Here is a 22,801-nt window from a genome sequence, read left to right as displayed (position 1 = left end):
CGCGCACCGTCGACGACCTGTCCCGCGCCATCGGCGCCGCCATCGACACCTACACGCCCGCTGAGTGCGCCAACTACTTCGCCGCTGCCGGATACGATGCGTACTGAACGGAATCTGCTCTAGCAGCATGGCGTCGCCTGCTCAAAAGGGCAGGCGACGCCGGAAGGTTCACCGTTCTGCGACGGAGTGTTGGTCGAGGAACCACTGGTAGGTTTCGCGCACGCCGTTGGCCAGCGCGACCAAAGGCTTCCAGCCCATGGCACCGAGCCGGCTCGAATCCATCAGCTTCCGCATCGTCCCGTCGTGCTTGCTCGTGTCGAACACGATCTCGCCGCCAAAGCCGGTCACCTCAGCCACCAGATGCGCCAGCTCGCCGATGGTCACGTCCTCGCCGTATCCCACGTTGATATGGCTCAGCATCGGGTCGGTGTTGGCATCATAAGTCGCCTTGTCGAGGTCGAACACGAACAGCGACGCCTCCGCCATATCATCGACATGGAGGAACTCGCGCTTGGGCGTGCCCGTGCCCCAGATCACCACTTTGTCCGCACCCGACTGGACTGCCTGGTGAAAGCGGCGGATGAGCGCTGGCATCACATGGCTGTTCTCGGGGTGGAAATTGTCCCCTGGACCATAAAGGTTGGTCGGCATGACGCTGCGATAGTCGGTGCCGTGCTGCCGGTTGTAGCTCTCGCACAGCTTGATCCCTGCGATCTTGGCGACCGCATACGGCTCGTTGGTTGGCTCGAGCACGCCCGTCAGCAGCGCATCCTCGCGCATCGGCTGCGCGACCGCCCGCGGATAGATACACGACGACCCCAGGAACAACAGCCTGCGGACCCCGCTCGCGAACGCCTGATGAATGACGTTACATTCGATCATCAGGTTTTCGTAGATGAAGTCAGCCGGATAGGTGTTGTTGGCGTGGATGCCCCCCACCTTGGCCGCCGCCAGCACCACGCCGTCGACCCCTGCCTCGGCGAAGAAGCCGCGCACCGCCTGCTGGTCGGTCAGGTCGAGTTCGGCGCGGGTGCGCGTCACCACCTCGGCACCACGCTCGGTCAGCTTGCGCGCGATCGCGCCGCCTACCATGCCGCGATGCCCTGCCACGAAGATCCGCATCTAGCCGTCCTTACGATTCAAGCGACACGGGCAGCGCATAGCCGTGCTGTTTCAGCAGCGCATGGCGCTTGGCCGACTTCAGGTCCTCGGCGACCATCTCGGCGCACATCTCCTGCACGCTGATCTCGGGCACCCAGCCCAACTTCTCCTTGGCGCGCGTCGGATCGCCCAAGAGCGTGTCGACCTCGGCCGGACGGAAATAGCGCGGATCGATCTGCACGATCACATCGCCCGCCTTCACCGCCGGCGCATCCTCGCCCTCGACCGCCTCGACGATGCCGATCTCGGCCTCACCCTCGCCCTCAAAGCGCAAGCTGATGCCCAGATGCTTCGCCGACCAGGTGATGAACTCGCGCACCGAATACTGTACACCGGTCGCGATGACGAAGTCTTCCGCCGTCTCCTGCTGCAGCATCATCCACTGCATGCGGACATAGTCCTTGGCGTGGCCCCAGTCGCGCAGGGAATCGATGTTGCCCATGTACAGGCAGGGCTCCAGCCCCTGTGCGATATTGGCGAGGCCGCGGGTGATCTTGCGGGTCACGAACGTCTCGCCGCGTCGCGGGCTCTCATGGTTGAAGAGCACGCCGTTGCAGGCATACATGCCGTACGCCTCGCGGTAGTTGACCGTGATCCAGTATGCATAGAGCTTGGCCACCGCATAGGGCGAGCGTGGATAGAAGGGCGTCGTCTCGCGCTGCGGGATCTCCTGCACCAACCCGTAGAGCTCCGAGGTCGACGCCTGGTAGAAGCGCGTCTTCTTCTCTAGCCCCAGGAACCGGATCGCTTCGAGCAGACGCAGCGTGCCGATCCCATCGACGTCGGCGGTATATTCGGGCGCCTCAAAACTCACCGCGACATGGCTCTGCGCGCCGAGGTTGTAGACCTCGTCGGGCTGGATCTCCTGAATGATCCGCGTCAGGTTCGACGTGTCTGACAGATCGCCATAGTGCAGCTTCAGGTCGGGCGAAGGCGCATGCGGGTCCTGATAGATATGGTCGATGCGCTGGGTGTTGAACAGCGACGCACGCCGCTTGATCCCGTGCACCTCGTAGCCCTTCTCCAGCAACAACTCCGCCAGATACGAACCATCCTGGCCCGTAACACCCGTGATGAGGGCGACCTTCTTACCGCTCACTGATTGATCCCCTTAGAATACAAAATATCAAGAAATAATATTCAGTCCGACCCGAACAGGTCGCGTGTGAAAACCCTATCACCGACATCGTCGAGATCGGCCGTCCGGCGATTGGCGACGATGACGTCACTTTCCACCTTGAACGCGGCCAAATCGCGTAGCACCCGCGAACCAAAAAACTCGTCGTCCGCCATCGCTGGCTCGTAAATTACTACCTCGATGCCCTTGGCCTTGAGGCGCTTCATGATCCCTTGGATCGATGATTGGCGGAAATTGTCCGATCCCGCCTTCATCACTAGACGGAATACGCCGACCGTGCGCGGCTTACGCGCGATGATCTGGTCGGCGAGGAAATCCTTGCGGGTGCGGTTCGCGTCGACGATCGCGCGGATCAGGTTCTGGGGCACGTCGGAATAGTTGGCGAGTAACTGCTTCGTATCCTTGGGCAGGCAATAGCCGCCGTAACCGAAGCTTGGATTGTTGTAGTGCCGCCCGATCCTAGGGTCCAATCCAACGCCGTCGATGATCTGCCGCGTGTCCATGCCGCCAGCGATGGCATAGCTGTCGAGTTCGTTGAAGAAGGCGACGCGCATCGCGAGATAGGTGTTGGCGAACAGCTTGATCGCCTCGGCCTCGTTCGCATCAGTAAAAAGGATTTCGACGTCCTTCTCCTCCGCGCCTTGCAGCAGCAGCTCGGCAAAGATGCGCGCACGCTCGGAGCGTTCGCCGACGATGATCCGCGAGGGGTGAAGATTGTCGTAAAGCGCACGGCCTTCGCGCAGGAACTCGGGGCTGAAGATCACCTGCGGCGCGTTCAGGCGGACGCGCACTTCCTCGACGAACCCGACCGGAATGGTCGACTTCACGACGATGGTCGCCGCTGGGTTCGCGGCAGTCGCTGTGCGGATCACCGCTTCGACCGAAGATGTGTCGAATTTGTTGGTGTCCGCGTCGTAGTTGGTCGGCGTCGCGACGATCACATAGTCAGCGCCGGCCAGCGCCTGTTCGGCATTAAGCGTGGCGGTGAGATCGAGCTTGCGCGTAGCAAGGAATGTTTCCAGTTCGGTATCGACGATCGGCGATTGACGGGCGTTCAGCAGGTTGACCCGTTCGGCTGAAATATCGACCGCCGCGACCTCGCTATGCTGCGCTAGCAGCACGGCGTTGGAGAGCCCCACATAGCCGAGCCCGAAAACCGCGATCTTCATTCCCCGGCCACTCACGCAAGTCATTGCAAAAATATTGTCGAGAAAACGGAACCAATTCGATTGCCGATTTCATGCACCTGTTGTGCCTTAGGGATTTCTAACTATGCCGTCCATTCAAACGTGCGGATCACACCATCGGCATATTTATGCTGCGCTGCAACTAAAAAAGTTGGAGGGGCAGTACGTGTGCGATCGAGATAAAGCACCAGCCATAAACTGGCGCGATCCGTGCTCTTTAGCCCTGTCCAACAGAATGCCCTACTGAATTAACAGCTAGGCGGCGTGGACAAATTCCTGCACAATGATGTTTGCCGGTAGGCGTTGAGGTGTATGATCCTCGTATGGTGGGATCGCAGAATCTGATCCGAAGGGCATGGCGCTGGTTCGTGACACCGCCGACAACGGCCACGCTCTGGAAAAGGGCGGCAGTGGCGCTTTGGCTGACGCCTCCCATTATGCTGTTTCCGCTGCTCCTTCCGCTGCTTGAGCCGTCCACGCTGCCAACGATGGTGGCCGAATATTGGTGGGTATATGCGCTGTTCTTCGGCATCCCCGTCGCGTTGGGAGCTTTCTGCTGGGGACGAGCGAACCACGCAGCTCGAAGGTGATTGACCCAGCAGAAGAGGGTTGATTCAACGCTGTCTTTTGGAGGCAGGCTTGAGCCGGGGCGATCTCACCGAGGCGGAATGGCGCATCCTGAAGGACTTGCTGCCGATCGAGTGTAAGAACCGGAGCCGTGGCAGGCCTCCCGAACAGAACCGCTCGATCATCAACGGCATACTCTGGCGGCTGCGGTGCGGTGCGCCATGGCGTGATGTGCCGCCCAAATACGGGAGCTGGAACACCATCTATCGCCGGTTCCGGCGGTGGAGCGAGGCCGGGGTCTGGGAGATCGTGGCAGTAACCTTGGCCGAGATCATGGCCGACACCGGCCACTATAGCATCGACAGCACCACCGTTCGCGCCCACGTCTCGGCAGCGGGCGGAAAAGGGGGGCTCATCGACGCGCTCTTGGCCGCTCGCGGGGCGGGTTCACCAGTAAGCTTCACTGCTTGGCTGACGCACTCGGGCGACCGCTCGCCTTCCACCTGACCGGCGGCGAGGCGGCAGACTGCAAGGCGTATGACGCCCTGATCGTCCTGCCCGAGCGCACACCAGATGCGCTGCTGGCCGATAAGGGGTACGATGCCGACGCCATCCGTGCCGACCTTGCCAAACGGAATATCAAGCCCGTTATTCCCGGTCGATCGAACCGCCGGGTGAAGATCGAGCATGACCGGACGCTCTACAAGCAGCGCAATCGCATCGGGCGCATGTTCGGCCACCTCAAGATCAACCGCGCCATCGCCACCCGCTATGACCAGCTCGCCAGCAGCTTCCTCGGCATGGTCCACCTCGCCACCGCCAGATACTGGCTCAAATTTGTCCACGCCGCCTAGGTCCCAAACCGGCTTTCTCGAAGACCGCTATATTTGAGTCATGCTGCCATGCCGATCATGGTTTCCAGCTTACACAGACAGGGAAAAACGCTACTCCAAGCCCAGCTTCCCGTTTTGTGCGGACCTCCTATGTTCATTCTGCCCAGCCATTCGCGATGACGCGATAGCAGCCTGGCGCTCACCACTGCGCATTTGAATCGCACCTGCCAGCTTGTCCTTGCTGTCGGTGTAGACGGCAGCATGCAGGCGGGCGCGACTAATCGCGACATAAGCGGATCTGGCATCGACGGTATTGGCGCGAAAGCTTTCGAGATGGGTCATCGACCGGTCAGCGGTCGCCCCCTGGCTGCCATGGACGGTGCCAACCCAGCCATGACGGATATGCCGGTCGCCAGCGCGATCAAGCGACAGGACATGCTCACGCCCGCGCACATCGACTGCAGTCAGCGTGCGCTTCTCGGTATCAATCCCGACCACCGCCGCGGTCGCGCCGTTCACCCGCCCCGCCTCACGATCATTGCGGGTGAACTGCACCCGGTCGCCGGTCGAGAACTCGCGGGCAACCTCGACAAAGCTCTCGACCTGCCCCCGTCCCCATTTGTCGAGCCGCCAGTCAATCGACCGCCCCTCACGATCGCGCAGCTCGATGCGGTTGGCATTCCCATCGACACGGGCAACCCGGTACGCCTGCCCCTTCTCAATCCCCTGTCGCGCATAGTCGCGCCGGAACGTCACCACGTCGCCTACCTCGTAGCTCCGCGCATGGCGCGCTTCCTCACGGGTCAGCCCCTTGCTCTCGAGCGTAGCGACGCTGACGCTCTCCCGCCCCAGCGTACCATCGTTGCGCAGCTCAGCCCGGATCGCCTGGGTGAGCAGCTCACGCCCTTCGCGCGTCGTATCCATCACCAGCGTACGCGCGCGCTGATCAGGGATGAGCGCAGCATAGTCACGCGCCATCGCCGCCCGCCGGTCGCCGGCGTCCGCGATCTCGGCCACCCTACCACCGCCGCGCTCCAACGCCTCCAATGCGCGCCGTCCGTCACCGGCAATCGTCGCCTGCACCGCCTCGCGCGTCAGGTCATTCTGCTGGCGCACGATCCTGTCGAGCACAAACGTCGTCATGCCGGCATCCTGAAGCTGTCCAAAGGCACGCCCCGCCTCGACCGAGCCGAGCTGCTTCACGTCACCGACCAGCACCACGCGGGCATTGGCCCGCTCGGCGAGGCCCAGCACCCGCGCCATATCACGCGCACCGACCATCGATGCCTCGTCGATGATCCACGCCTCACGTCCCCGTCGTGCCTCGGTGACGAGCTGCTCGCCGGTCAGCACTGCCCTGGCGACCGTTTCTCCCTTGGCACCAATCGCCTCGCCGAGCACGCCTGCCGCAGCGGCGGTGGGCGCAAAGGCACGGACTTCGTAACCCGCCCCGCGCATGGCATCGGCATAGGTGGCAAGCACGGTGGTCGTCTTGGCGGTCCCGGCATAGCCCTGAACGCCTGCTACCCGGTCGCGCCCGGTTAGCAGTCCGACCGTTGCGGTATGTTGACCCTCGGTCCATTGGTGCCCGCGCGCCTCGCCAAAGAATGCAGCGGTGGTGACCGTGCGCACCGCCTCCTGCCGGTCATGCGGTGCCGGGGCAGCCCCGCGGCCACCCTGTTCGATCGCCAGCATCCGCCGCTCGGTCATCACCGCCTCACGGGTGGTGAACCCTTGTCCCGCCGCACCGCGCTCGCGCGCGATCAGTTCGCCCCCCACCATCGCCCGTTTGACCGCTGCCGCAATCTCAGCCGTACTCACCCGCCCGCTGGCATGCTCACCAGCACGAGCTTCGAGCGCAGCCGCCCCGAATACCGCCTCACGCTCGGACAGATGCCGTGCGGCCGCCGCAACCGCCAGCGTGGCGGCGATCTCTGCCCGCCCGGTATCGGCAAGGCTCCTCGGCCTGATCCCCGCTGCATTGGCCTCCGCCTGCGCAACGGCCGCCGTCCGCTGAACATCGCCGAACCCGACAGCATCGGCCTGCACCCGCCAGCCCGGTACCAGCGCTTCGCGCGGGATCTCCTGCTTTGCTTCACGCGTGGCCAGCGTCAGCACCGCCTTCTCGGCGGCGGTCGCCTCCGCGCGGGTCTTGCCACGCTCGGCCAGCGCTGCCTCGACCTGGTTGCCACGCGCACTGAACTCACGGATCGCGGCCTCGGGCACCGCCGCCAGCTCGAAGGTCGAGCCCTTACCCTCGCGCAGGTCATAGCCAAGCTGGCGAGCGCCCTCCGCCAGTGCCTGGCGGTAGATCGCGCCGGCATCCTTGTAGATGCGGAAGAACGCCAGGCTTTCGACACTGCGCCACGTCCCCGCCTTGTCCTGCGTGGCGTTGAGAATGACGGCATGGGTGTGCAGCTGCGGATCCTGGGCACGACTGGTGTTGTGACGGAAGGTCGCCGCCGCCAGCTTGCCGGTCGCGACGGTATGAATCTCGCCGCCCTCACGTACCCGGGTCGCCGCACCATGGCGCTCGATATAGCCAAGCGCGGTTCGCACCGCCTTGTCATGCGCCGCGATCAACCGCCGGTCGCCGGCGACCTCGGCCATGATCGATACCGACTTCGGCGCGGAGAAGGTCACGTCCCATCCTGGGCGGTGCTCGCGCTCGCCGTTGCGGACGGTGCCGAGCTGGTGACCGTTCGGCAGATCGCCTTCCAGCCCGCGGCGGAAGTCGGCGCGGTTGACCTCACCCTCCAGCCCGAGCGCCTTGGCTCCCTCGCCGAACCACGCGCTCGGTGCCTCGCCGCCTTCCGAATAATAGTCGTCGGACTCGTAGTAGCTCGAGGCCTGTGCCGCGCTTTTGAGCGCGGCGACGCTGGCCACCACCTACAGCGCCCCGCCCGCGGTACGGTCCCTGGCTGGCGGCAAGGCGGTATCCGCTGGGTGCGCAGAACTTGGGCCTACTGGCGCTACCGGCAGCGGTACGGTCGGCTCGGCGATGTCGGGCCGCTCCATGTGTCGGCGGTCGATCGTCACCTGGGCGATCGGCAGCCCCGACAGGCGCAGGAAGCCGGTCAACGGTGCAAGGTTGCCGATCTCGCTGTCGAGCACGACCGGCTTGGTCGACCGGGTCGTCGACAGCGATCCCTTGTCGCTCCACGCATCGCTGTCGAGCGAGGCGGAGGAGCGATGCTCCTCGATCTCGGACCGTCCCAACAGTTCGGTCGCCCACTTGGTGCTCTCGGGATCGCCCAAGCGCATGAGCAGCTGGGTACCGGTCTGGCCGACGATCGTACCCGCCGCATTCTGCCCATAGGTGTCGCGCAGCTGACCGATCGCCTGGAACGCGATCACCACCGCCGCGCCGAACTTGCGCCCCTCGGGCAACAGGGTGAGCAGTCCGGATGCTCGTGGGAGCGCAGGCAGCTCGTCGAGTACCAGCCACGCACGCGGCGCGCCGCGGATCGGCCGGTCGAGGATCGCCGCCACCGCGCAGTCGAGCCAGCAGCCGAGCAGCGGTTTGGCCGCAGCGAAATTGCGTTTGCGCGAGGCGAGGAAGATCCACGGTTTTGCCCCCTCGATGGTGGGCAGCGACTGGTAGAAGTCGTCAAAACTGATCGTCGGCCCATCACCCGCATCGGACTTCAGCGTGCCGACGATCCTCGCGGCCTCGGCGAGGCAGAACAGCACGCTGGCGGTGGCCTTGTCGGCATCCTTCTGGAATACCCTCGCTGCCTCAGTACCCCTGGTCAGCGCCGCCAGTTCGTCGGTGGTCATATCGCGCAGCGCACGGGTCAGCTCGGCAACGCTGCCGCGCCCCTGTTCCCACAAGCGGCGGATCACCGCGCCGACAACAAGCCGCGCCTGATCGTACCAGACATCGTCGCCAGCCCCGCTGCCACCCGGCCTGGTAACGATGAAACCGGCGAGGCGGTCGGCATCGGAAGCCGAGCGGACATCGTCGAACGGGTTCCAGTAGGCACAGCGCGCATCGAACGGGTTGAGGATGATGTCACCGCGCTCAGGGCGGTAGTAGCGCGCGACATAGCCGCCATCGACGTCGTGGATGAAGGCATGCTGACCGCGCCGCTCGACCTGGTCGAGCAGGCTCCAGATCGCGGTGGTCTTGCCGGTACCGGTGGCACCGGCAAACAGGAAGTGCCGCGCCTCCTCGCCTTGCGGCACCGGCACGCCCCCGATCATCACCGGACGCTCGGCGGGAGCAACCCTGACCATGCCGGCAAGCCGGGTGGCACTGACCCGCTCGGTACCGCGGACCGTCCGGTCACGCCCGGCACGCTCACCTTCCTGCAACCATGCGCGGCGGCGCCAGCGATAGAGCGGGACACCAATCGCGATGCCGCACAGCATCGCGAAGAAGCCCATGCGCCACAGCAACCGGTGCAGGCTGCGCGTGGCCGGGCTCCTGGGATCGAGGATCTCGTCGCGGATCGCGACGCGGATGTTGGCCTCGGCGGTGTGCAGGTCGCGGGCGAACGGATCGAGCAGCTCGCGGCCCTGCACCTTCAGGTACAGGACGGCCCCGCGTTGCATGAGGTCGGGCGCAGTTTTCCAGCCCGCGACCGCTCCGACCCCGGCGCACAGCAGGATCAGGATCGCACCGACCTGGGCACGGGCGTTGACCCCGGCCCAGTGACGGTTGCGGCTTGCCTGGCCGCGCGAGAGCATCTCGGCATGGGTCGTCATCGCTCAGGCCGGCACAGGGTCGGCAGCGCCGCAGTCAGCATTCGTGCTATCGACGACGGCAGGCCGGTCCGCTCGAACACGCCGCCCCATCGCCGCCAGCTCGGCGCGCTCGGCATGGGTAGCCAGTTCGTCCCAGCGCGAAGCCGAGCGAAGCGCCCGGTCCCTGACATTGGGCAGTCTCGAGCCTGCCGCTACACTACGTGCCGCTATCGCCCGTCCGCGATAGGTCTGCGCGTCGTCTGCCATGTGTCCCCCACTTCCCCTTCTATCGTTCCTGTGCGCGGGCGAGCTGGCGCTCGAAGATCCGGTCGGCATCGCTCGCGATCTGGGCGAGGCGTTCCTCGCCGTCCCCCGGTCCGGCGAGTGCCGCGGCATAGGCGGCACCGGCAGCGTACAGCGTGCGCTGGGCCAACCGGTCGGCCAGCTCGGCACGCAGCGTCAGCCGTTCGACCGCGTCGCGCAAACCATCGATCTCGCTCCCGGTGGGACCGGCCGACACGACCGGAACCGCTTCCACGCCCCGCCCCCCGACCAGCGCGGCGATGCCCAGCTCGAGCGCCCGAACCGTCGCCTGGTATAGTGGCAGACCAGCCTCGGCCGCATAGCCTTTCAGCACTGCTGCCTGGGTATCGGTCACTCTTGCAGTTAGCATTACGCGTGGCATGTCCAGTCCTCAGCGCATGCTGTATAGACTACGCTTTTTTCGGTACAAATATATCTTTGACGAGAACAATCGCTCTGTGTTTGAGCTTATTGCGAAGTCGAATGCGACCACGCATCGACAACGCTTTGAGGATTGCACGCGTGCGTAGGGTGTGGACTAATACTGATCGAGGCAGAGCCTCGACCCTTCTGTTTTCTACTTCATTTCTGGCGCGATTTCCGTGGCGCTGACCGGCGCTGCTTCAGGCGCGCTGCTGGCGGCTCCGGTAGCGGCGGTGCTGACATGGCTGGCGGTATCGTGGCAGGGGCATGTCGACGTGCGGGTCGAACGCGACACCGCCGTCGCGCGGGCGGACCGGGCAGCGTTCGTAGCCGGCTTCGAGCGCGACTGGGCCGCGGCCAGCGGACAGCCGCGTACCGCCTGCGACGCCGATACCACTGCCGAGCTGGCCCGCCTGCGCAAGCGCGCCGCCGAGCTCGAAACAAGGCTCACCGGGTCCGGCGCCGACCTCGAGCGCGACCGCACCGAACTGCGCAATCTCGTGATGGAGCGTGAACGATGATCCGGTATCGGATGACGGTACCTGCCCTGCTCGGGCTGGCTTTGGCAGGTTGCAACGCAGGTGGCGCTTCGGTGTCGGGGTCGGCTTCGGAAAGTGCCGCGTCGACCTCAAGCCTGTCGAGCCTGTGGGAGCGGGCAAGGAGCCTTGGGTTCGAGACCGGCAAGACCTACGAGATGCCGGCACTCGGGATCATGGCCGATGCCTTCATGGCTGAGAACAACGCTCGCGGAGCAAGCTTAAGCGCAATTCCGCAAATGGCGATGGCGCAGCAGGGCAAGGACATTCCCCGCTTCGACCGGGTGCTCGACCGGACAGCGCAGGCGATTGCCAGGGAAGCTGTCGGGGTATCACCCACCCAGCTCGCCCGGGTCACCCCGTTTGACCTCGCCCATATCGTCTATGCCGGCCCGGTCATCGTCGCGATGCAGCCGCGTAAAGGCTGGGAGGTGAACTCGATGGATACCCGCGATCTCGATGCCCAGTTCGACACGCCGTTCTTCCGCAAACACCGGCCGCCGTCGAACTACGACCGCCAACTCCACATCCGCTACATGGAGATGCTGGCGATCTCGGCGATCTACACCAACACCGTGTTCGGGCTCATCGACGAGAAGCTGGGGACCGGTCGCCTTGCTGATCCGGATGCCGCGCGAAAGCAGGTCCTGACCGCATTCCAGGCGATACCGGTTGCCACGCTCAAAGCGGCGCTTGCCGATGCCGCGAACCAGGTGGCCGGAGGCAACTTCACCACCGACCTGACCGGGTCGGGCAACATCCACTTCACCCACAGCCCCGCCGGCGACTTCGTCGCCGACCCGCGCGGGCTGACCTGGACCAGGGCCGGTGGCACCTGGTTCGGCGACGGGCGGATCAACGGGCAGAGCATCAACCTGCGCCTCGCCTCTACCTCGTCGCTTTCCAAGCGGGAGACGCAGTCCGGAACACAGGGCACCGGCGCCGATGCCAGGGTCGAAGGCTCGGGCAGCATGGGGCCTGGCCGATGAGCTGGCTCCACCCGTGGGTCTCGCGTGCCGGCGCGGTGTCGTCGGTCGAGATAACCCGTCCGGTTCTGCCAGGCGGGGCCTTCACCACCCGGTTCCAGCTGGATAACCAGCCTGTCCGCTACCTCGGCCGACCCCCGCTGATGTGCAATGGCGATCGTGCGATCATCGTGGGATGGCTGCTGGAGGGAGAGATTCTTGCCTGTTTCCTGGCCGTGCCCGAACTGGGCTGGTTCTTCCGGTCATACTCAGGTGTCCGGACACTCGTTAACAGCATGTTGCTGCTGGTTTTCGCTGCCTTCGTGATCGCTCAGGTTGCGGTTTCGCTCGGCGTGGTTCTGGCCGCAGTCGCCACCATGTCGATCTTTCATGCGGTCGCATGGATCGAGGGTGAGCGCCTGACCCGCCGCGTCATCCTGGCGGAGCTGAACCGGTCAGCGCCCCCTGGTTACCGCTAGGGGGCTGCAGCATTGCCAGGTTACTCACCACCCAGCCTGATCGGCTTTGGCTCGCGACTGCCTTCGGCCTGCCCACCCCGCAGCCCGACGGCCGCAATGCACTCCCGGAACACGGCGATCGCGCTGTCCTTGGTGGCCACCGCCTGCGGATCGGTATCGGCGATGTGCTGGAACAGCGCGAAGGCAACGGCGGCATCGCTACCGGCAGCCGCCTGGACGCGCATATCGGGGTCGAGCATTCAGCGTCCTCACTTCTACCACGGTAGCCTGCCACATGAGGCAATGGCGATGCATCCGTCATGGTTCCCGGTGACGACGATCTCGAACTGGCTGCAATGGTCCTGGGGCAGAACGGTGAGCCGATGTCCGACCAGCAGGCGTTCGATAGGGTTGGCGAAGCTGATTGCCCCTCGCGCCCGTCGTTCGCTGGTTCCAAAGACATCACACAGTGCCAGATACGCTCGCCCGAGCGATTGTCCGGCAAGGAAGACCTCACCCCTGGTGGTGTGATGGACAGCGGACATGGCGCTCCTTCCCTGCAAGGTCAGGATGAAACGCACGGGAACCCGTTGTATCCGAAGCAATATACACCGATTGCTATTCCGGCGTACTGGAGGACGCTCAGACATCCTCGGCCGCGTTCCTTGCGCGACCGTGATCAGCATCGTTGCGCCGTAGCCGCAGACTGTCGCGAACACCGCTGATGGGGACCATGGGCTTCCGTAACCGAGCCTGCCTGATGTTCACATTTGCCCGGAACGGTACCGCCAGCAGCCGCCCGAGTGTGCAACCGACTGCTGGCGGGCGACCGATGCGGAGAACGCTGGGCAGCAGCTAACCCGACTACGATCGCATCTCATGGGTTACGTATAATCTGACGCAGCGCAACAGTGCTTTCGGCACAATGTGATCGGTCGAGATCATTGCTTCCGGCGCCCGCCAGTTCGCACGCTTGCCGCCTCGTCGCTGCTTGCCCATCTGGCCGCTGCTTCCGATCTATCGAAGCAAGGACCCACCAAGAACGCGGTCGACACGACCCGTTTTTCCAATAACTCTACCTGCTTGCGATCAGGCCAAACGAAACAGGTTACACAGAGTGACGGGCAGGCTTACGCCCACAAACGTATGTTCAAGGGCCGCCAAGCATTGGCCATTCTTCGGGTTTCCAACCCTCGCTACATCGCGACTGTGGTTTCTTGCACAATGGCGCGGCGTCCATGATCAAGCGAACCTCGCGAACCCTGTGGCATGAAGTCGAGGGCGACACCTGCAATACGATCTGCGGCGCCGGATTCAACGCGCTCGCATCGCTCATGTATGAGCGGAGTTTATCGTTGGAGAGGGCGACCTTATTCCACAAAACCGAGCCGTCCGTGACTAGGAACACCGGCATGATGGGCAGCAGGTGCCCAATCCCGTCCTTCTCTGTCTTCCAATTCGGCAACGGCGTAGCGCAAGCGGCACTGTAGGTAGGTGAAGCTTGATTGCATGCGGAAAGGATAGCCGCCAGCGCGAGCGCGCAAGTTAGAGGTGTGCACGACATGGCAGTGTAATGGCGAAGCGCGAAGCTTGCCGCAACGTTCGCTATCCGCCCACTATCAGACATTGCCGTGGCGAAGAATCACTCCGCCGTGCCCACGCATTTCTGCGGTCCGGCACGCTTTCGATACCTCCAAATGCGCGGTACGATACCCGCGACGTCCGCTTACGCCCAGATAGCGGATAGTGGCCCCAGGAGCGTCCGCTTAAGCTGTGCAATTTAAATGTTTATAACTTTGCACTGCATTGAGGTTTGGCTGTGGCCGGCCTTGCGGGGTGCTGTGTGGACTACGGACCATCGATCTTTGGTGCGGGCAAACAGAGCAACACAGGTCAGCTTATCAGGCGCCGTTTCGCCGAGCACCATTGTCGGGCCTCCGTCCCGGACAAGCTCGAAGGAGCATCGCTGTCCTGGACGGCTCTTCAAACACCTAAGCTCTACGATGTGAAGGTTGGGAACCGTGTCGCTTCCAGCGTTGTACCAAAGGGAGGCAAGCCAGTTACCGTTACCGATCATGCCGTTCAATTGAAGGTCTGTCCAAATTGCGGATTGGAGCTGCCTTTTTAACGGCTCCGTTGGCGGGGCAAGTGAAGCGGCGGCCGTAGCAAGGAGGATAGCCAGCATTCCTGATCGTAACAGCCCGCTGACCCGTTATCTAGATCAACTTGCCGATGCGGAATGTCCGCTCTCACCCGATTGTGTTGAAAAACTCCCTCGGCCCCATTGATGAGTCCTCACCGCAAAACTATCGATTATCAGGTGATTAGGAAGCGTAACCGAACTGCGCTCACGCATAAAATCACGCAACATAATTACGAGCAGCCGGTTAGGTTTGATCCCCGTCGGGGTTTTTCAACCCAATCTCCTAGTTGCAGACATTAACTGGATCAGTTCTATTTGCTCAATGAACCGGTGGCATCTGGATGGAACTATGAGTACGCTATCAGACCGTCTCAAAGCAGCCATAATCGGGTTTGGCGTTACGGCTACGCCCTTGTTTATCATTGCAGTGACGCAATTTTTCTTCATACCGCAGATTGTAGTATCCGTCAGGGGACTGGACAGTAACGAACAGGCTTGGGCCGTTTCATCCTTACAAAAGGACTGGCTCACGTTCCATGCTGTTGCGGTGATTTCAGTTGCCGTTTACTGGCTGCTAACCGCGATATTCGGTAAAGGGCAATTTCTTCGGCTCAGAGCTGCGAACGTACCACTAGCGCTCTTCGTGTTCGCTGTTATGGCGTTAGCGTTAGCGTTAGCCTTACACCTTTCCATTCGTCCCCAAGACGTCGAACTGAGGGGCATTTGTCTGTTCCTCGGTATCTCCGACACAGACGCGCCACCTTTTGGGTTCGATCCGCAATCTTCATGTAGTGCTTTTATTTACGGAGCTCACCAAGTGATATTATTGGGGCTTTTGGTATTACCGATCCCTCTACTCGTTTTTAGCTTCGCAACCCGTATCATCTCATCACGCCGAGCGACACTCGACGACGCATAACATCTCGCCACCGTTTTGTTTGCTGTTTGCCTTCCACCCAAACCCGGACATTTACGCGGCGGAGGTGCCCTCCGCCGCAGAGACGCGCAATCGCGGGTTTCGAAGCTGACCGTACCCAGTTCCCGATGGAGCAGTACCCACATATAGGACTCACCCCGTGGCAAACGAGCGTTCATCGTGACACATAATGCGCTTTGTGCTTCAAGCTGGATCGATGGTTTCCGCATTCGTCTTTGCCCTATTTGCACTAAGCTCGGCCGTTCCGGAACGGCTTCAGGGGCGTTATGCCGATGCACTCGGATCGTGCAGATTTGGCAGTTCGATTAATATTCGTGCAAGCACCGTTGAATGGAACGGCCGCGTTGACCTTGTCGTCTTCGCCGAACAGTTATCACCTTCCTCTGCACATTTGTTCATACAAGGTTCGAATGATACTCAAACGATCCGAGAATTACACTTCGAAGCGCAGGGTGAGAATGGAAATCACCTGATCGTCATCGACCACCTTGTTGACGCCCAAGACATCGTCAGGCGGGGCGGTCCAATCCCGGACAAGTCGGTGGTCGGATTTTATCAACGTTGTGAGAACGAAAGAGGTCGATAGGCTCATAATTCTTCTAGGTCAGTGCCCAACCTTGAGCGGCGGAGAACCCCTCCGCCCTGCCCGTTGCCTTCTGCCGCGGAGTGTAGCCTGGATACCCGCAAACAGCAGCCCGATACCCTCGATGTCCGCTCGCGCCTGATTGTGTTGAAAAACTCCCTCGGCCCCGTTGATGAGTCCTCACCGCAAAACTATCGATTATCAGGTGATTAGCAAGCGCAACCGAACTGCGCTCACGCATAAAATCACGCAACATAATTACGAGCAGCCGGTTAGGTTTGATCCCCGTCGGGGTTTTTCAACACAATCCGCCAAACCCGGCCATTCGCACGGCGGAGGACCGCTCCGCTTCGTCCACGCATTTGTGCGGTTCAGCGCGCTCTCGATACCCTCAGATGCGCGGCATAATACATTTATGGATCACGTCTTGGCTGGAGCTGTCCAACCGATCCGTGCCAGCGTGTCGATCAGTGTCGAGCGCGCCACACCAAAGTTGCGACATACCACAGCCTTGCTGGCACCTCCGTCGAGTGCGGCGGTGATCGCCTCGATCTTCTCCGCATCGATCATCGGCGGCCTGCCGCCCTGCCGTCCCCGGCGTTTCGCCGCAGCGAGCCCCGCCATCACCCGCTCGCGGGTGAGCGCACGCTCATACTGCGCCAGCGCGCCGAACATCGAGAACAATAGTTCACCGTGCGGCGTGGTCGTGTCCATCGCTTCGGTCAGCGAACAAAAGGCAATACCGCGCTCGCGAAGGTCGGTGATGATCGTCAGGAGGTGTGGAAGCGAACGTCCGAGCCGGTCGAGCTTCCACACTACCAGCGTGTCGCCTTTTTTCAGCCAGGCAAGGCAGGCTTTGAGGCCGGGGCGATCGTCACGCGCGCCTGACGCCTTGTCGGCATGGATGTGACGTTCATCAACGCCGGCCGCGATCAGCGCGTCGCGCTGTAGATCAACCGATTGCCGGTCGTCGGCCGACGAAACCCGCATATATCCGACTAGCATGTACGACAAACCCTCCTGACCCAGTTTCCGCACAGTAATCCAATGCGACAGGGTTTGTCGTGTGATTTTGGCGTAATTTTGGATCGGCTTGCACTGGTCCGCTCCGGCCATGCGGAAATCACCTGTTTCACGGCACGACAGACCACACGCAAATTGGAGAATTGCGGGTCGAAAACGTCTATTTCCGAATGGTCAGCACTTGATTTTCGCGCTCCGAAGGTGGACGCGAGTGCTATCGAACTAATCAGCGGCCTCATGCGCTGAGCCATGCTGCGCTTCAGACTTGGCCGGGCGGATCGCTCGCGATGTACCCAGAGAGTCATCGTACCGATGCGCAATATGACCAAGATATAACCGCACATGGGCAACTGCCCCTTTGACAAAGGGGCAGTTGCCACAGAACACCCTACTCGACTTGCGCCTCAGCCGCGTCGGCGCCCTTCACCTGAAACACCGTCTTCAAATTCATGAACTCGTGCAGCCCGAACGGCCCCAGCTCGCGCCCGTGGCCCGAGCGCTTGATCCCGCCGAACGGGGCCTGCGGCGACGATGCCAGCATCTGGTTGACCGCGACCATCCCCACCTCGATGTCGCGCACGAAGCGTTCCTCTTCCTGACGATCGGCAGTCCACACCGACGAGCCCAGACCGAAGGGGATGGCGTTGGCGAGCGTGATCGCCTCGTCGATGTCGGTGGCGCGGAATAGCATCGCGATGGGGCCGAAGATCTCCTCGGCCATTAGCGGGCTGGTCGGTGGCACGTTGGTCAGGATGCCGGGGGTGAGATAGGCCCCGGGCAGGTCGGGCTGCTCGCCGCCGAACAGCAAGGTCGCGCCCTGTCGCTTCGCCTCCTCGATCTGCTCCAGCACCGTATCGCGCTGCTCGAAGCTCGACAGCGGCCCCATCGCCACTTCGGGATCGAGCGGATCGCCGACCTTGACCGCCCGCATCGCCGCCGCGAAGCGATCGAGGAAGTCGTCGTACACGTCCGCGTGGACGATCATCCGCTTGGCGCAGATGCACGATTGCCCGCTGTTCTGGATGCGGCCCTGCACCGCCGCCTTCACCGCCTTATCGAGATCGGCCGAGGGCATGACGATGAACGGGTCGGAGCCACCCAGTTCCAAAACTACCTTCTTCAGATTGCGCCCGGCGGCCTCCGCCACCGCGATCCCTGCGCCTTCGCTGCCGGTCAGCGTCACCGCGACCACGCGGGGGTCGGCGATCAGGTCCGCCACCGCGTCCGAACCGATGGCGAGGTTCTGGAACACCCCTTCGGGCGCACCGGCGGCTGTCGCCATTTCTTCCATCAATCCGGCCACGCCCTGCACGATGCTGGCATGTTTGAGCAGCGCGACGTTGCCGGCGAGGATGGTCGGGGCGAGGAAACGCACCGCCTGCCAATAGGGGAAATTCCACGGCATGATCGCCAGCACCGGGCCTTGGGGGCAGAAGCACACCTCGGCGCTGCCCGCCTCGCCCAAGGGGAAGCGCTGCGGTTCGAGCATCGCCGGGCCGTGGGTGGCGTAATGGCGAAAGGCGGCGGCGCATTTCCCGACCTCGGCCACTGCCGAGGCGAGCGTCTTGCCCATTTCGGCGGTCGCCATCCGCGCGAGACGGTCCTGGTTCGCGTCATACTGGTCGGCGATCCGCCCAAGCAGCGCGACCCGTTCGGACAGCGGGGTCAGTCGCCATGCGGCATAGGCCTGCGCGGCACGCGCAAGCTTCGTCTCAATCTCGTCCGCGCCCAAACGGGGATGGGTCGCGATCTGCCGACCGGTCGCGGGGTTGACGCTCTTGAACATCGGGGAACCTCGAATGGCGTGCCGGCACGGCGGCGGTTGCCCCAAGAAAACGCCGGTCATGGAAGCGGGTTGCCGATCGGCCGATCGGGCGGTTCGGAAATTTTCCCAATGGATGGTGCATCTTGCTGCGGCTTGGCGGCGCATCCTGCTGTCCTGCGTATGGCTATCGATCGAAATGGCGGAAAACTGCGGTTTTTCCCGAACTGGCACGGCGGCTGCAAAGCAGAAAATATAACCGGAACCAACCGGGCAACCACAGGGAAACACGATCATGACCGCCATCCGCGTCGCCGCTTCGACCGTCCTCGCCCTCGTCGCCGCCGCTTCGGCGCATGCCGCCGAGCCGAACGCCGCTCCTGCTCCCGCACCGGTCGCTGCCAGCAGCGCGGCGCTGGTCGTCACCCTCGCCGCCGGCCCGGCCGCGCTCGCCCATCAGGCTTCGCCCAAGGCGCGCTACTGCTTCCAGGTCGAGCGCGTCGGTTCGCGCATCGCCCCCAAGGTCTGCCAGACCCGCGCCCAGTGGGAAGCGAACGGCGTCGATCTCGACGCGGCGCTGGCCGGTCGCTGACGAATCCGGGGCGGGGAAATCCCGCCCCTTGACACCATTGCGTCAACGTCCATCCTGCGCTCAGTAGAGCAAGCGATGGACGGCGTTGTTATCCGGGCCAGGGCGATGATCCGCCTGCTGGCGACGTCCGAAGGCGGCCGCACCTCGCCGATCCGGGGGAGCTATCGCCCCAACCACAACTTCTTCGGACCCGCCGATCGCGCGATGATGGTCGGGTTCATCGATCTGCCCGAGGACAGCAAGCTACGACCGGGCGAGAGTATGGAGGCATCCATCGCCTTCTGGCAGGCACCCGGTCTGGACGACCTGCTTTATCCGGGGCGCCAATGGCGCATTCAGGAAGGTCTAAGGCTCGTCGGGATCGGCACCGTTCTGGCGGTGCTGCCGCCCGGGGACGATCAGTGGCCGTAGCGTTTGATGCCCCACTGGCGCAGCTTGCGGCGCTGGCGGCGGTGCAGCGTCACCGCCACCCACGGCGCGGTCAGCAGCAACACGCCACCGATGATGGTTAGGCCAGCACTTCGCGGGTCAGTTCGATCATGCGGACCCTGTCGCAACTCAGGGGTAGATTGTCACCCCCGAAAACAGTCGGTCCGCCCCGGTCGCTGTCGCCACAATCGATTTCGACGTCGAAAAAGCATGATTCGCGACACGCCCGCTCCCTGTCGATGCAGAACTATATCCATTCCTGCCAGTATGTTGAAGACTGTCGTCATGTATACACGTCGACAATCCAACCCGTCGATTGCTACCACCCTATCGACGGGCAATCGCCCGCATCGCGTCGAGCGCGATCTGGCGACCGACCGCATAAGGCCCCGGTGCCGCCACGCTCGCCCGCACGAAACCGCGTTCGCCCGCGACATAGGGCTGCGACCCCACCGGCGGCCGGCCGGCGCTGACCGCGCGCACGACCACCTGCCCGCTCGCCAGATCGCGCCCGACGATCCGGCGGCGGCCGTCGTTCATCGCCACGACCTCCAGCGTCCATTCGGCACGGCCGAGTAGCGCGCGCGTCTCGATCGACTGGACGTTGGCGGTGTCGTTGCCGAGCGCCGTGGTGCGCAGGATCGCGGTACGATCGATCAGGCGGACGCCGGCATCGGCCAGCGCATCGCTGAAGCCACGTTCGATGTCGAAGTCGCGCGCCTCGTCGTCGGCCGCCGCGCGACGGCCGGGGTCGAGCGTGCGGGTGGTCGTGACCTGCTCGGCATCGATCCGGCTCGAACCGTTCGCCGTCACTTCGGTATCGGTGCCGCGCCGCCAGGCGGTTTCGCTGCGGCTGCCTTCGGCGCGTTGCTCGCCGTCGACATGCAGCCGTGTCACCTCCTCGCGCCCACTGTCGAGGTCGGCGGTCAGTTCACGGTTCCAGAAGACGACGACCCGCGGCCGCCCCGCCGCGGCATAGGCGGCGGCGAAGCGGGCCAGCTCGATCCGCGCCGGATCGGCGGCGGCGGGCGGCGCCGGCAGCGTCAACGGCTGACCGCTGCGCGTCGTGGCATTTCCCGCCATCGGCGGCTGCCCGTCGCGCCACTGGGCGGTGGCGGGAACGATGGTCAGCGCCGTGGCCATGAGCGCGATCGACAGCCGGGCGACGGTCATTGGTCGCTGCGCAGTTCGATCAGATAATGCGCGACCGCCGTCGTCCCGATCGAGCGCTCCTGATAGGTCGCCATCGACAGCGGCGCGATATGCACCACCCGCCACACCGAGGTCGGCTCGGTCGGATACTGGCTGGCGTCGAGGAACGACGAGCGGACCTCGACCGCAAGCGGCGCCTTGGTGCAATTGACGATCCGCGCCATCACCTCCAGCGTGTCGGCGGGGGTCCGCCGCGCGAACAGCCCTTCGACCACCACCTGTTTCCACACCCGGTCGTTCATCTGCACCGCATCGAGCGACACCGGCGTCATCGCGCGCGGGACATTGGCGACCAGCGCCGGGCCGACCGGGGCGGGCGCACGCCGCGCCGCGCCGATACGGCATTTGAGCGGACGGTTCTCGCGCGTCTCGGCGGCGCTGCCGCCCAGCAGTGCGATACCGCCCAGCAGCAAGGTCGCGATCACGACCGGCTTCACAGCACTTGCCCTTCGAGCGCGGTGCGGAACGCCCGGTTCTTGTCGATCACCGGTTTCTTGCGCGCCTGCGACGCGGCGACGCCGTCATCCTCGCCGACGATCGTCTTGCCATAGGCCACCGGGCGCGAGCGCATCCACACGATGCTGCACGCCTTGGGATCGGCCCGCATCGTCTGCCCGGTCAGCTCGACCGGTCCCTTCTCGCCCGCATAGGCGACCGAATAGGTCCAGTCGGGCGCAGTCGCCTTCGCCGTCGCGACCATCAGCCGGTCGGGCAGTCCGTCCCACATGCGGATGTCGGCGCGGGTCTTCATCGCCGAGGAGAACATCGAGAAGGCGAGGCCAGCCAGCGCCATATAGCCGCCCGAGGCATCGGTGCTGGTCAGCCCCTGCGTCATCAGCGCGGTGCCGAGGCTGTCGGTGCCTTCCTTCCAGTTGGCCTTGCCGTTCATCAGCCCGTCGATCGCGCGGCCGCCGCGCGTCGTCGCCTGATAGGTCACGCTGCTGGCCGGCAGCATCGCGAGCGTGGCGGGGGTGCCGCCGGCGCTATGGGTGATGGTGGCGAGCGTCTCGGGATAGTCCGCCCCGCCCTGGAACAGCAGCTTCTGCGCCTGCGCCCCGTCGCGCGCCTTGACCGGGCCATTGCCCAGCTCGGCGATGAACAGCACGTTGTCGCCCGCACCGGGCAGCGTCAGCGCCTTCTCGTTCTTGGTGGCGAGATCAAAGAATTCCCGCGCGGCGGTATCGCGCCCCTGACAGTGCAGGCTCCATCCGCGCAGATAGTTCATCATCGCGAAGTCGGCCTGGAACTCCTCGCCGTCGGACAGCGTGTCCTGCCGCTCGGCTTCCTTGAACGCGGCATGGGCGTTGCCGTAGTCACCGGCCTGGAGATACAGCAGCCCGCGATAATAATAGGCCATCGCCCGCTCGTACGGCTCGCCCTTGTAATCCTTGTTCGCCTCGTTGTGGAACACCGACCGCGCGGTCGCCGCCTGCGGATTGTCGGCATAGACCGCCTCGATCCGTCCCAGCGCCTGATCGAACGCCCATGCGGCATCCTTGTACAGCCCCGCCTCGAACGCCGCCAACCCGAGCCGCTGGAAGTTCAGCACCGCATTGCGCTCACCCCCGGTATAGAGGCTCTGGTAAAGCGGGCGCAGCTTTTCGGGCCGGGCGCCGACATAGGCGGCGATCTGGTCAGGATAGGGTCCGTCGCCATATTTGGCGCGCAGTTCGCGCTGCTTCTTCTCTTCCGCCTTGGCGGCGGCGCGCGCGGCCTTTTCGGCGGCCTTGGCTGCTGCTGGATCGGTGACGGGTGCGGCCGCCGGCGCGGCATCCTGCGCGGTGGCGACGGCGGTCGGTGCCAGCAGCGCAATCAGCGCGGCGGCGGTAACGAAGTAGCGCATGGTATATCCCCCCGGAT

Annotated in this window: 22 protein-coding genes; 8 read left to right on the top strand and 14 right to left on the bottom strand. The window is 63.8% G+C overall.

Annotated features, from left to right (window positions below; genetic code table 11):
* Positions 1-168: 168 nt before the first annotated feature.
* The 3 genes from fcl to LRA89_RS17590 are packed head-to-tail and all read right to left on the bottom strand — an operon-like array spanning position 169 to position 3,468.
* Positions 169-1,122, bottom strand: coding sequence for a GDP-L-fucose synthase (fcl, locus tag LRA89_RS17600; protein WP_230772279.1), 954 nt, complete (start codon positions 1,120-1,122; stop codon positions 169-171).
* A 10-nt stretch (positions 1,123-1,132) separates the two neighbouring features.
* Positions 1,133-2,260: a GDP-mannose 4,6-dehydratase gene (gene gmd, locus LRA89_RS17595; RefSeq protein WP_230772278.1), complete on the bottom strand. Its 1,128-nt coding sequence runs from the start codon at positions 2,258-2,260 to the stop codon at positions 1,133-1,135.
* Between the two features lie 41 nt (positions 2,261-2,301).
* Entirely contained in the window at positions 2,302-3,468 is a 1,167-nt protein-coding gene (locus LRA89_RS17590; protein ID WP_230772277.1) for a nucleotide sugar dehydrogenase, read from the bottom strand.
* A 657-nt stretch (positions 3,469-4,125) separates the two neighbouring features.
* On the opposite strand from LRA89_RS17590, the gene LRA89_RS17585 reads away from it, so the two are divergent.
* A protein-coding gene (locus LRA89_RS17585) for an IS5 family transposase (protein ID WP_230772276.1) occupies positions 4,126-4,907 on the top strand; the annotation gives its coding sequence in 2 pieces (ribosomal slippage) (positions 4,126-4,465 and positions 4,465-4,907; 783 coding nt in all).
* Positions 4,908-4,997: 90 nt separating this feature from the next.
* Here LRA89_RS17585 and mobF read toward each other — a convergent pair.
* The 3 genes from mobF to LRA89_RS17570 all read right to left on the bottom strand — a co-directional run bounded on the left by mobF (position 4,998) and on the right by LRA89_RS17570 (position 10,233).
* Positions 4,998-7,775 carry a MobF family relaxase gene (gene mobF, locus LRA89_RS17580; RefSeq protein WP_230772275.1) on the bottom strand — a complete coding sequence of 926 codons (2,778 nt, stop codon included), beginning with the start codon at positions 7,773-7,775 and terminating at the stop codon, positions 4,998-5,000.
* A complete protein-coding gene (locus LRA89_RS17575) occupies positions 7,776-9,596 on the bottom strand; it encodes a type IV secretion system DNA-binding domain-containing protein (RefSeq protein WP_230772274.1) in 1,821 nt (606 codons plus the stop codon).
* A 265-nt stretch (positions 9,597-9,861) separates the two neighbouring features.
* Positions 9,862-10,233, bottom strand: coding sequence for a hypothetical protein (locus tag LRA89_RS17570; protein WP_230772272.1), 372 nt, complete (start codon positions 10,231-10,233; stop codon positions 9,862-9,864).
* Between the two features lie 247 nt (positions 10,234-10,480).
* On the opposite strand from LRA89_RS17570, the gene LRA89_RS17565 reads away from it, so the two are divergent.
* From LRA89_RS17565 to LRA89_RS17555, 3 genes are read left to right on the top strand one after another with little or no spacing between them, the layout of a single operon-like run.
* Positions 10,481-10,822: a hypothetical protein gene (locus LRA89_RS17565; protein WP_230772271.1), complete on the top strand. Its 342-nt coding sequence runs from the start codon at positions 10,481-10,483 to the stop codon at positions 10,820-10,822.
* Positions 10,819-11,826, top strand: coding sequence for a hypothetical protein (locus tag LRA89_RS17560; protein ID WP_230772270.1), 1,008 nt, complete (start codon positions 10,819-10,821; stop codon positions 11,824-11,826). The genes LRA89_RS17565 and LRA89_RS17560 overlap by 4 nt, the downstream gene beginning before the upstream one ends.
* Complete coding sequence (locus LRA89_RS17555) at positions 11,823-12,281, top strand: hypothetical protein (RefSeq protein WP_230772269.1); 459 nt, start codon at positions 11,823-11,825, stop codon at positions 12,279-12,281. Before LRA89_RS17560 ends, LRA89_RS17555 begins: the two co-directional genes overlap by 4 nt.
* A gap of 20 nt (positions 12,282-12,301) precedes the next feature.
* Here LRA89_RS17555 and LRA89_RS17550 read toward each other — a convergent pair whose 3' ends face one another.
* A complete protein-coding gene (locus LRA89_RS17550) occupies positions 12,302-12,520 on the bottom strand; it encodes a hypothetical protein (RefSeq protein WP_230772268.1) in 219 nt (72 codons plus the stop codon).
* Between the two features lie 15 nt (positions 12,521-12,535).
* On the bottom strand, positions 12,536-12,841 hold the full coding sequence (locus LRA89_RS17545) for a hypothetical protein (protein WP_230772267.1): 306 nt from the start codon (positions 12,839-12,841) through the stop codon (positions 12,536-12,538).
* A 1,911-nt stretch (positions 12,842-14,752) separates the two neighbouring features.
* Here LRA89_RS17545 and LRA89_RS17540 point away from each other — a divergent pair.
* Positions 14,753-15,322 carry a hypothetical protein gene (locus LRA89_RS17540; RefSeq protein WP_230772265.1) on the top strand — a complete coding sequence of 190 codons (570 nt, stop codon included), beginning with the start codon at positions 14,753-14,755 and terminating at the stop codon, positions 15,320-15,322.
* 187 nt (positions 15,323-15,509) lie between these two features.
* On the top strand, positions 15,510-15,926 hold the full coding sequence (locus LRA89_RS17535) for a hypothetical protein (protein WP_230772263.1): 417 nt from the start codon (positions 15,510-15,512) through the stop codon (positions 15,924-15,926).
* 417 nt (positions 15,927-16,343) lie between these two features.
* Here the strand turns inward: LRA89_RS17535 and LRA89_RS17530 are convergent, their stop codons facing one another.
* Both LRA89_RS17530 and LRA89_RS17525 read right to left on the bottom strand, forming a co-directional pair.
* Positions 16,344-17,039 (bottom strand): recombinase family protein, encoded by a 696-nt coding sequence (locus LRA89_RS17530; protein ID WP_443025009.1) that lies wholly within the window; start codon positions 17,037-17,039, stop codon positions 16,344-16,346.
* 295 nt (positions 17,040-17,334) lie between these two features.
* Positions 17,335-18,732 (bottom strand): NAD-dependent succinate-semialdehyde dehydrogenase, encoded by a 1,398-nt coding sequence (locus LRA89_RS17525; protein WP_230772262.1) that lies wholly within the window; start codon positions 18,730-18,732, stop codon positions 17,335-17,337.
* 271 nt (positions 18,733-19,003) lie between these two features.
* Between LRA89_RS17525 and LRA89_RS17520 the strand changes: the two genes are divergently transcribed.
* Together LRA89_RS17520 and LRA89_RS17515 are read left to right on the top strand one after the other, a co-directional pair.
* Positions 19,004-19,300, top strand: coding sequence for a hypothetical protein (locus LRA89_RS17520; protein WP_230772261.1), 297 nt, complete (start codon positions 19,004-19,006; stop codon positions 19,298-19,300).
* Positions 19,301-19,405: 105 nt separating this feature from the next.
* Complete coding sequence (locus LRA89_RS17515; protein WP_230772260.1) at positions 19,406-19,711, top strand: hypothetical protein; 306 nt, start codon at positions 19,406-19,408, stop codon at positions 19,709-19,711.
* Here the strand turns inward: LRA89_RS17515 and LRA89_RS17510 are convergent.
* The 4 genes from LRA89_RS17510 to LRA89_RS17495 form a co-directional block, all read right to left on the bottom strand.
* A complete protein-coding gene (locus LRA89_RS17510; protein WP_230772259.1) occupies positions 19,699-19,857 on the bottom strand; it encodes a hypothetical protein in 159 nt (52 codons plus the stop codon). The two genes, LRA89_RS17515 and LRA89_RS17510, sit on opposite strands and share 13 nt — an antisense overlap.
* A gap of 199 nt (positions 19,858-20,056) precedes the next feature.
* The gene (locus LRA89_RS17505; RefSeq protein WP_230772258.1) at positions 20,057-20,902 is read right to left on the bottom strand and encodes a hypothetical protein; all 846 of its coding nucleotides are present in this window, start codon (positions 20,900-20,902) and stop codon (positions 20,057-20,059) included.
* Positions 20,899-21,378, bottom strand: a complete 480-nt coding sequence (locus LRA89_RS17500; RefSeq protein WP_230772256.1) for a hypothetical protein — start codon at positions 21,376-21,378, stop codon at positions 20,899-20,901. The genes LRA89_RS17505 and LRA89_RS17500 overlap by 4 nt, the downstream gene beginning before the upstream one ends.
* Complete coding sequence (locus LRA89_RS17495) at positions 21,375-22,784, bottom strand: hypothetical protein (protein WP_230772255.1); 1,410 nt, start codon at positions 22,782-22,784, stop codon at positions 21,375-21,377. Before LRA89_RS17495 ends, LRA89_RS17500 begins: the two co-directional genes overlap by 4 nt.
* Between the last annotated feature and the right edge of the window lie 17 nt (positions 22,785-22,801).

The sequence above is a fragment of the Sphingomonas sp. Leaf4 genome (genome assembly GCF_920939515.1).
Classification (GTDB): Bacteria; Pseudomonadota; Alphaproteobacteria; order Sphingomonadales; family Sphingomonadaceae; genus Sphingomonas.
The sequence above is the reverse complement of the archived record's forward strand: the minus strand, read 5'-3'. Positions and strand labels throughout refer to the sequence as shown.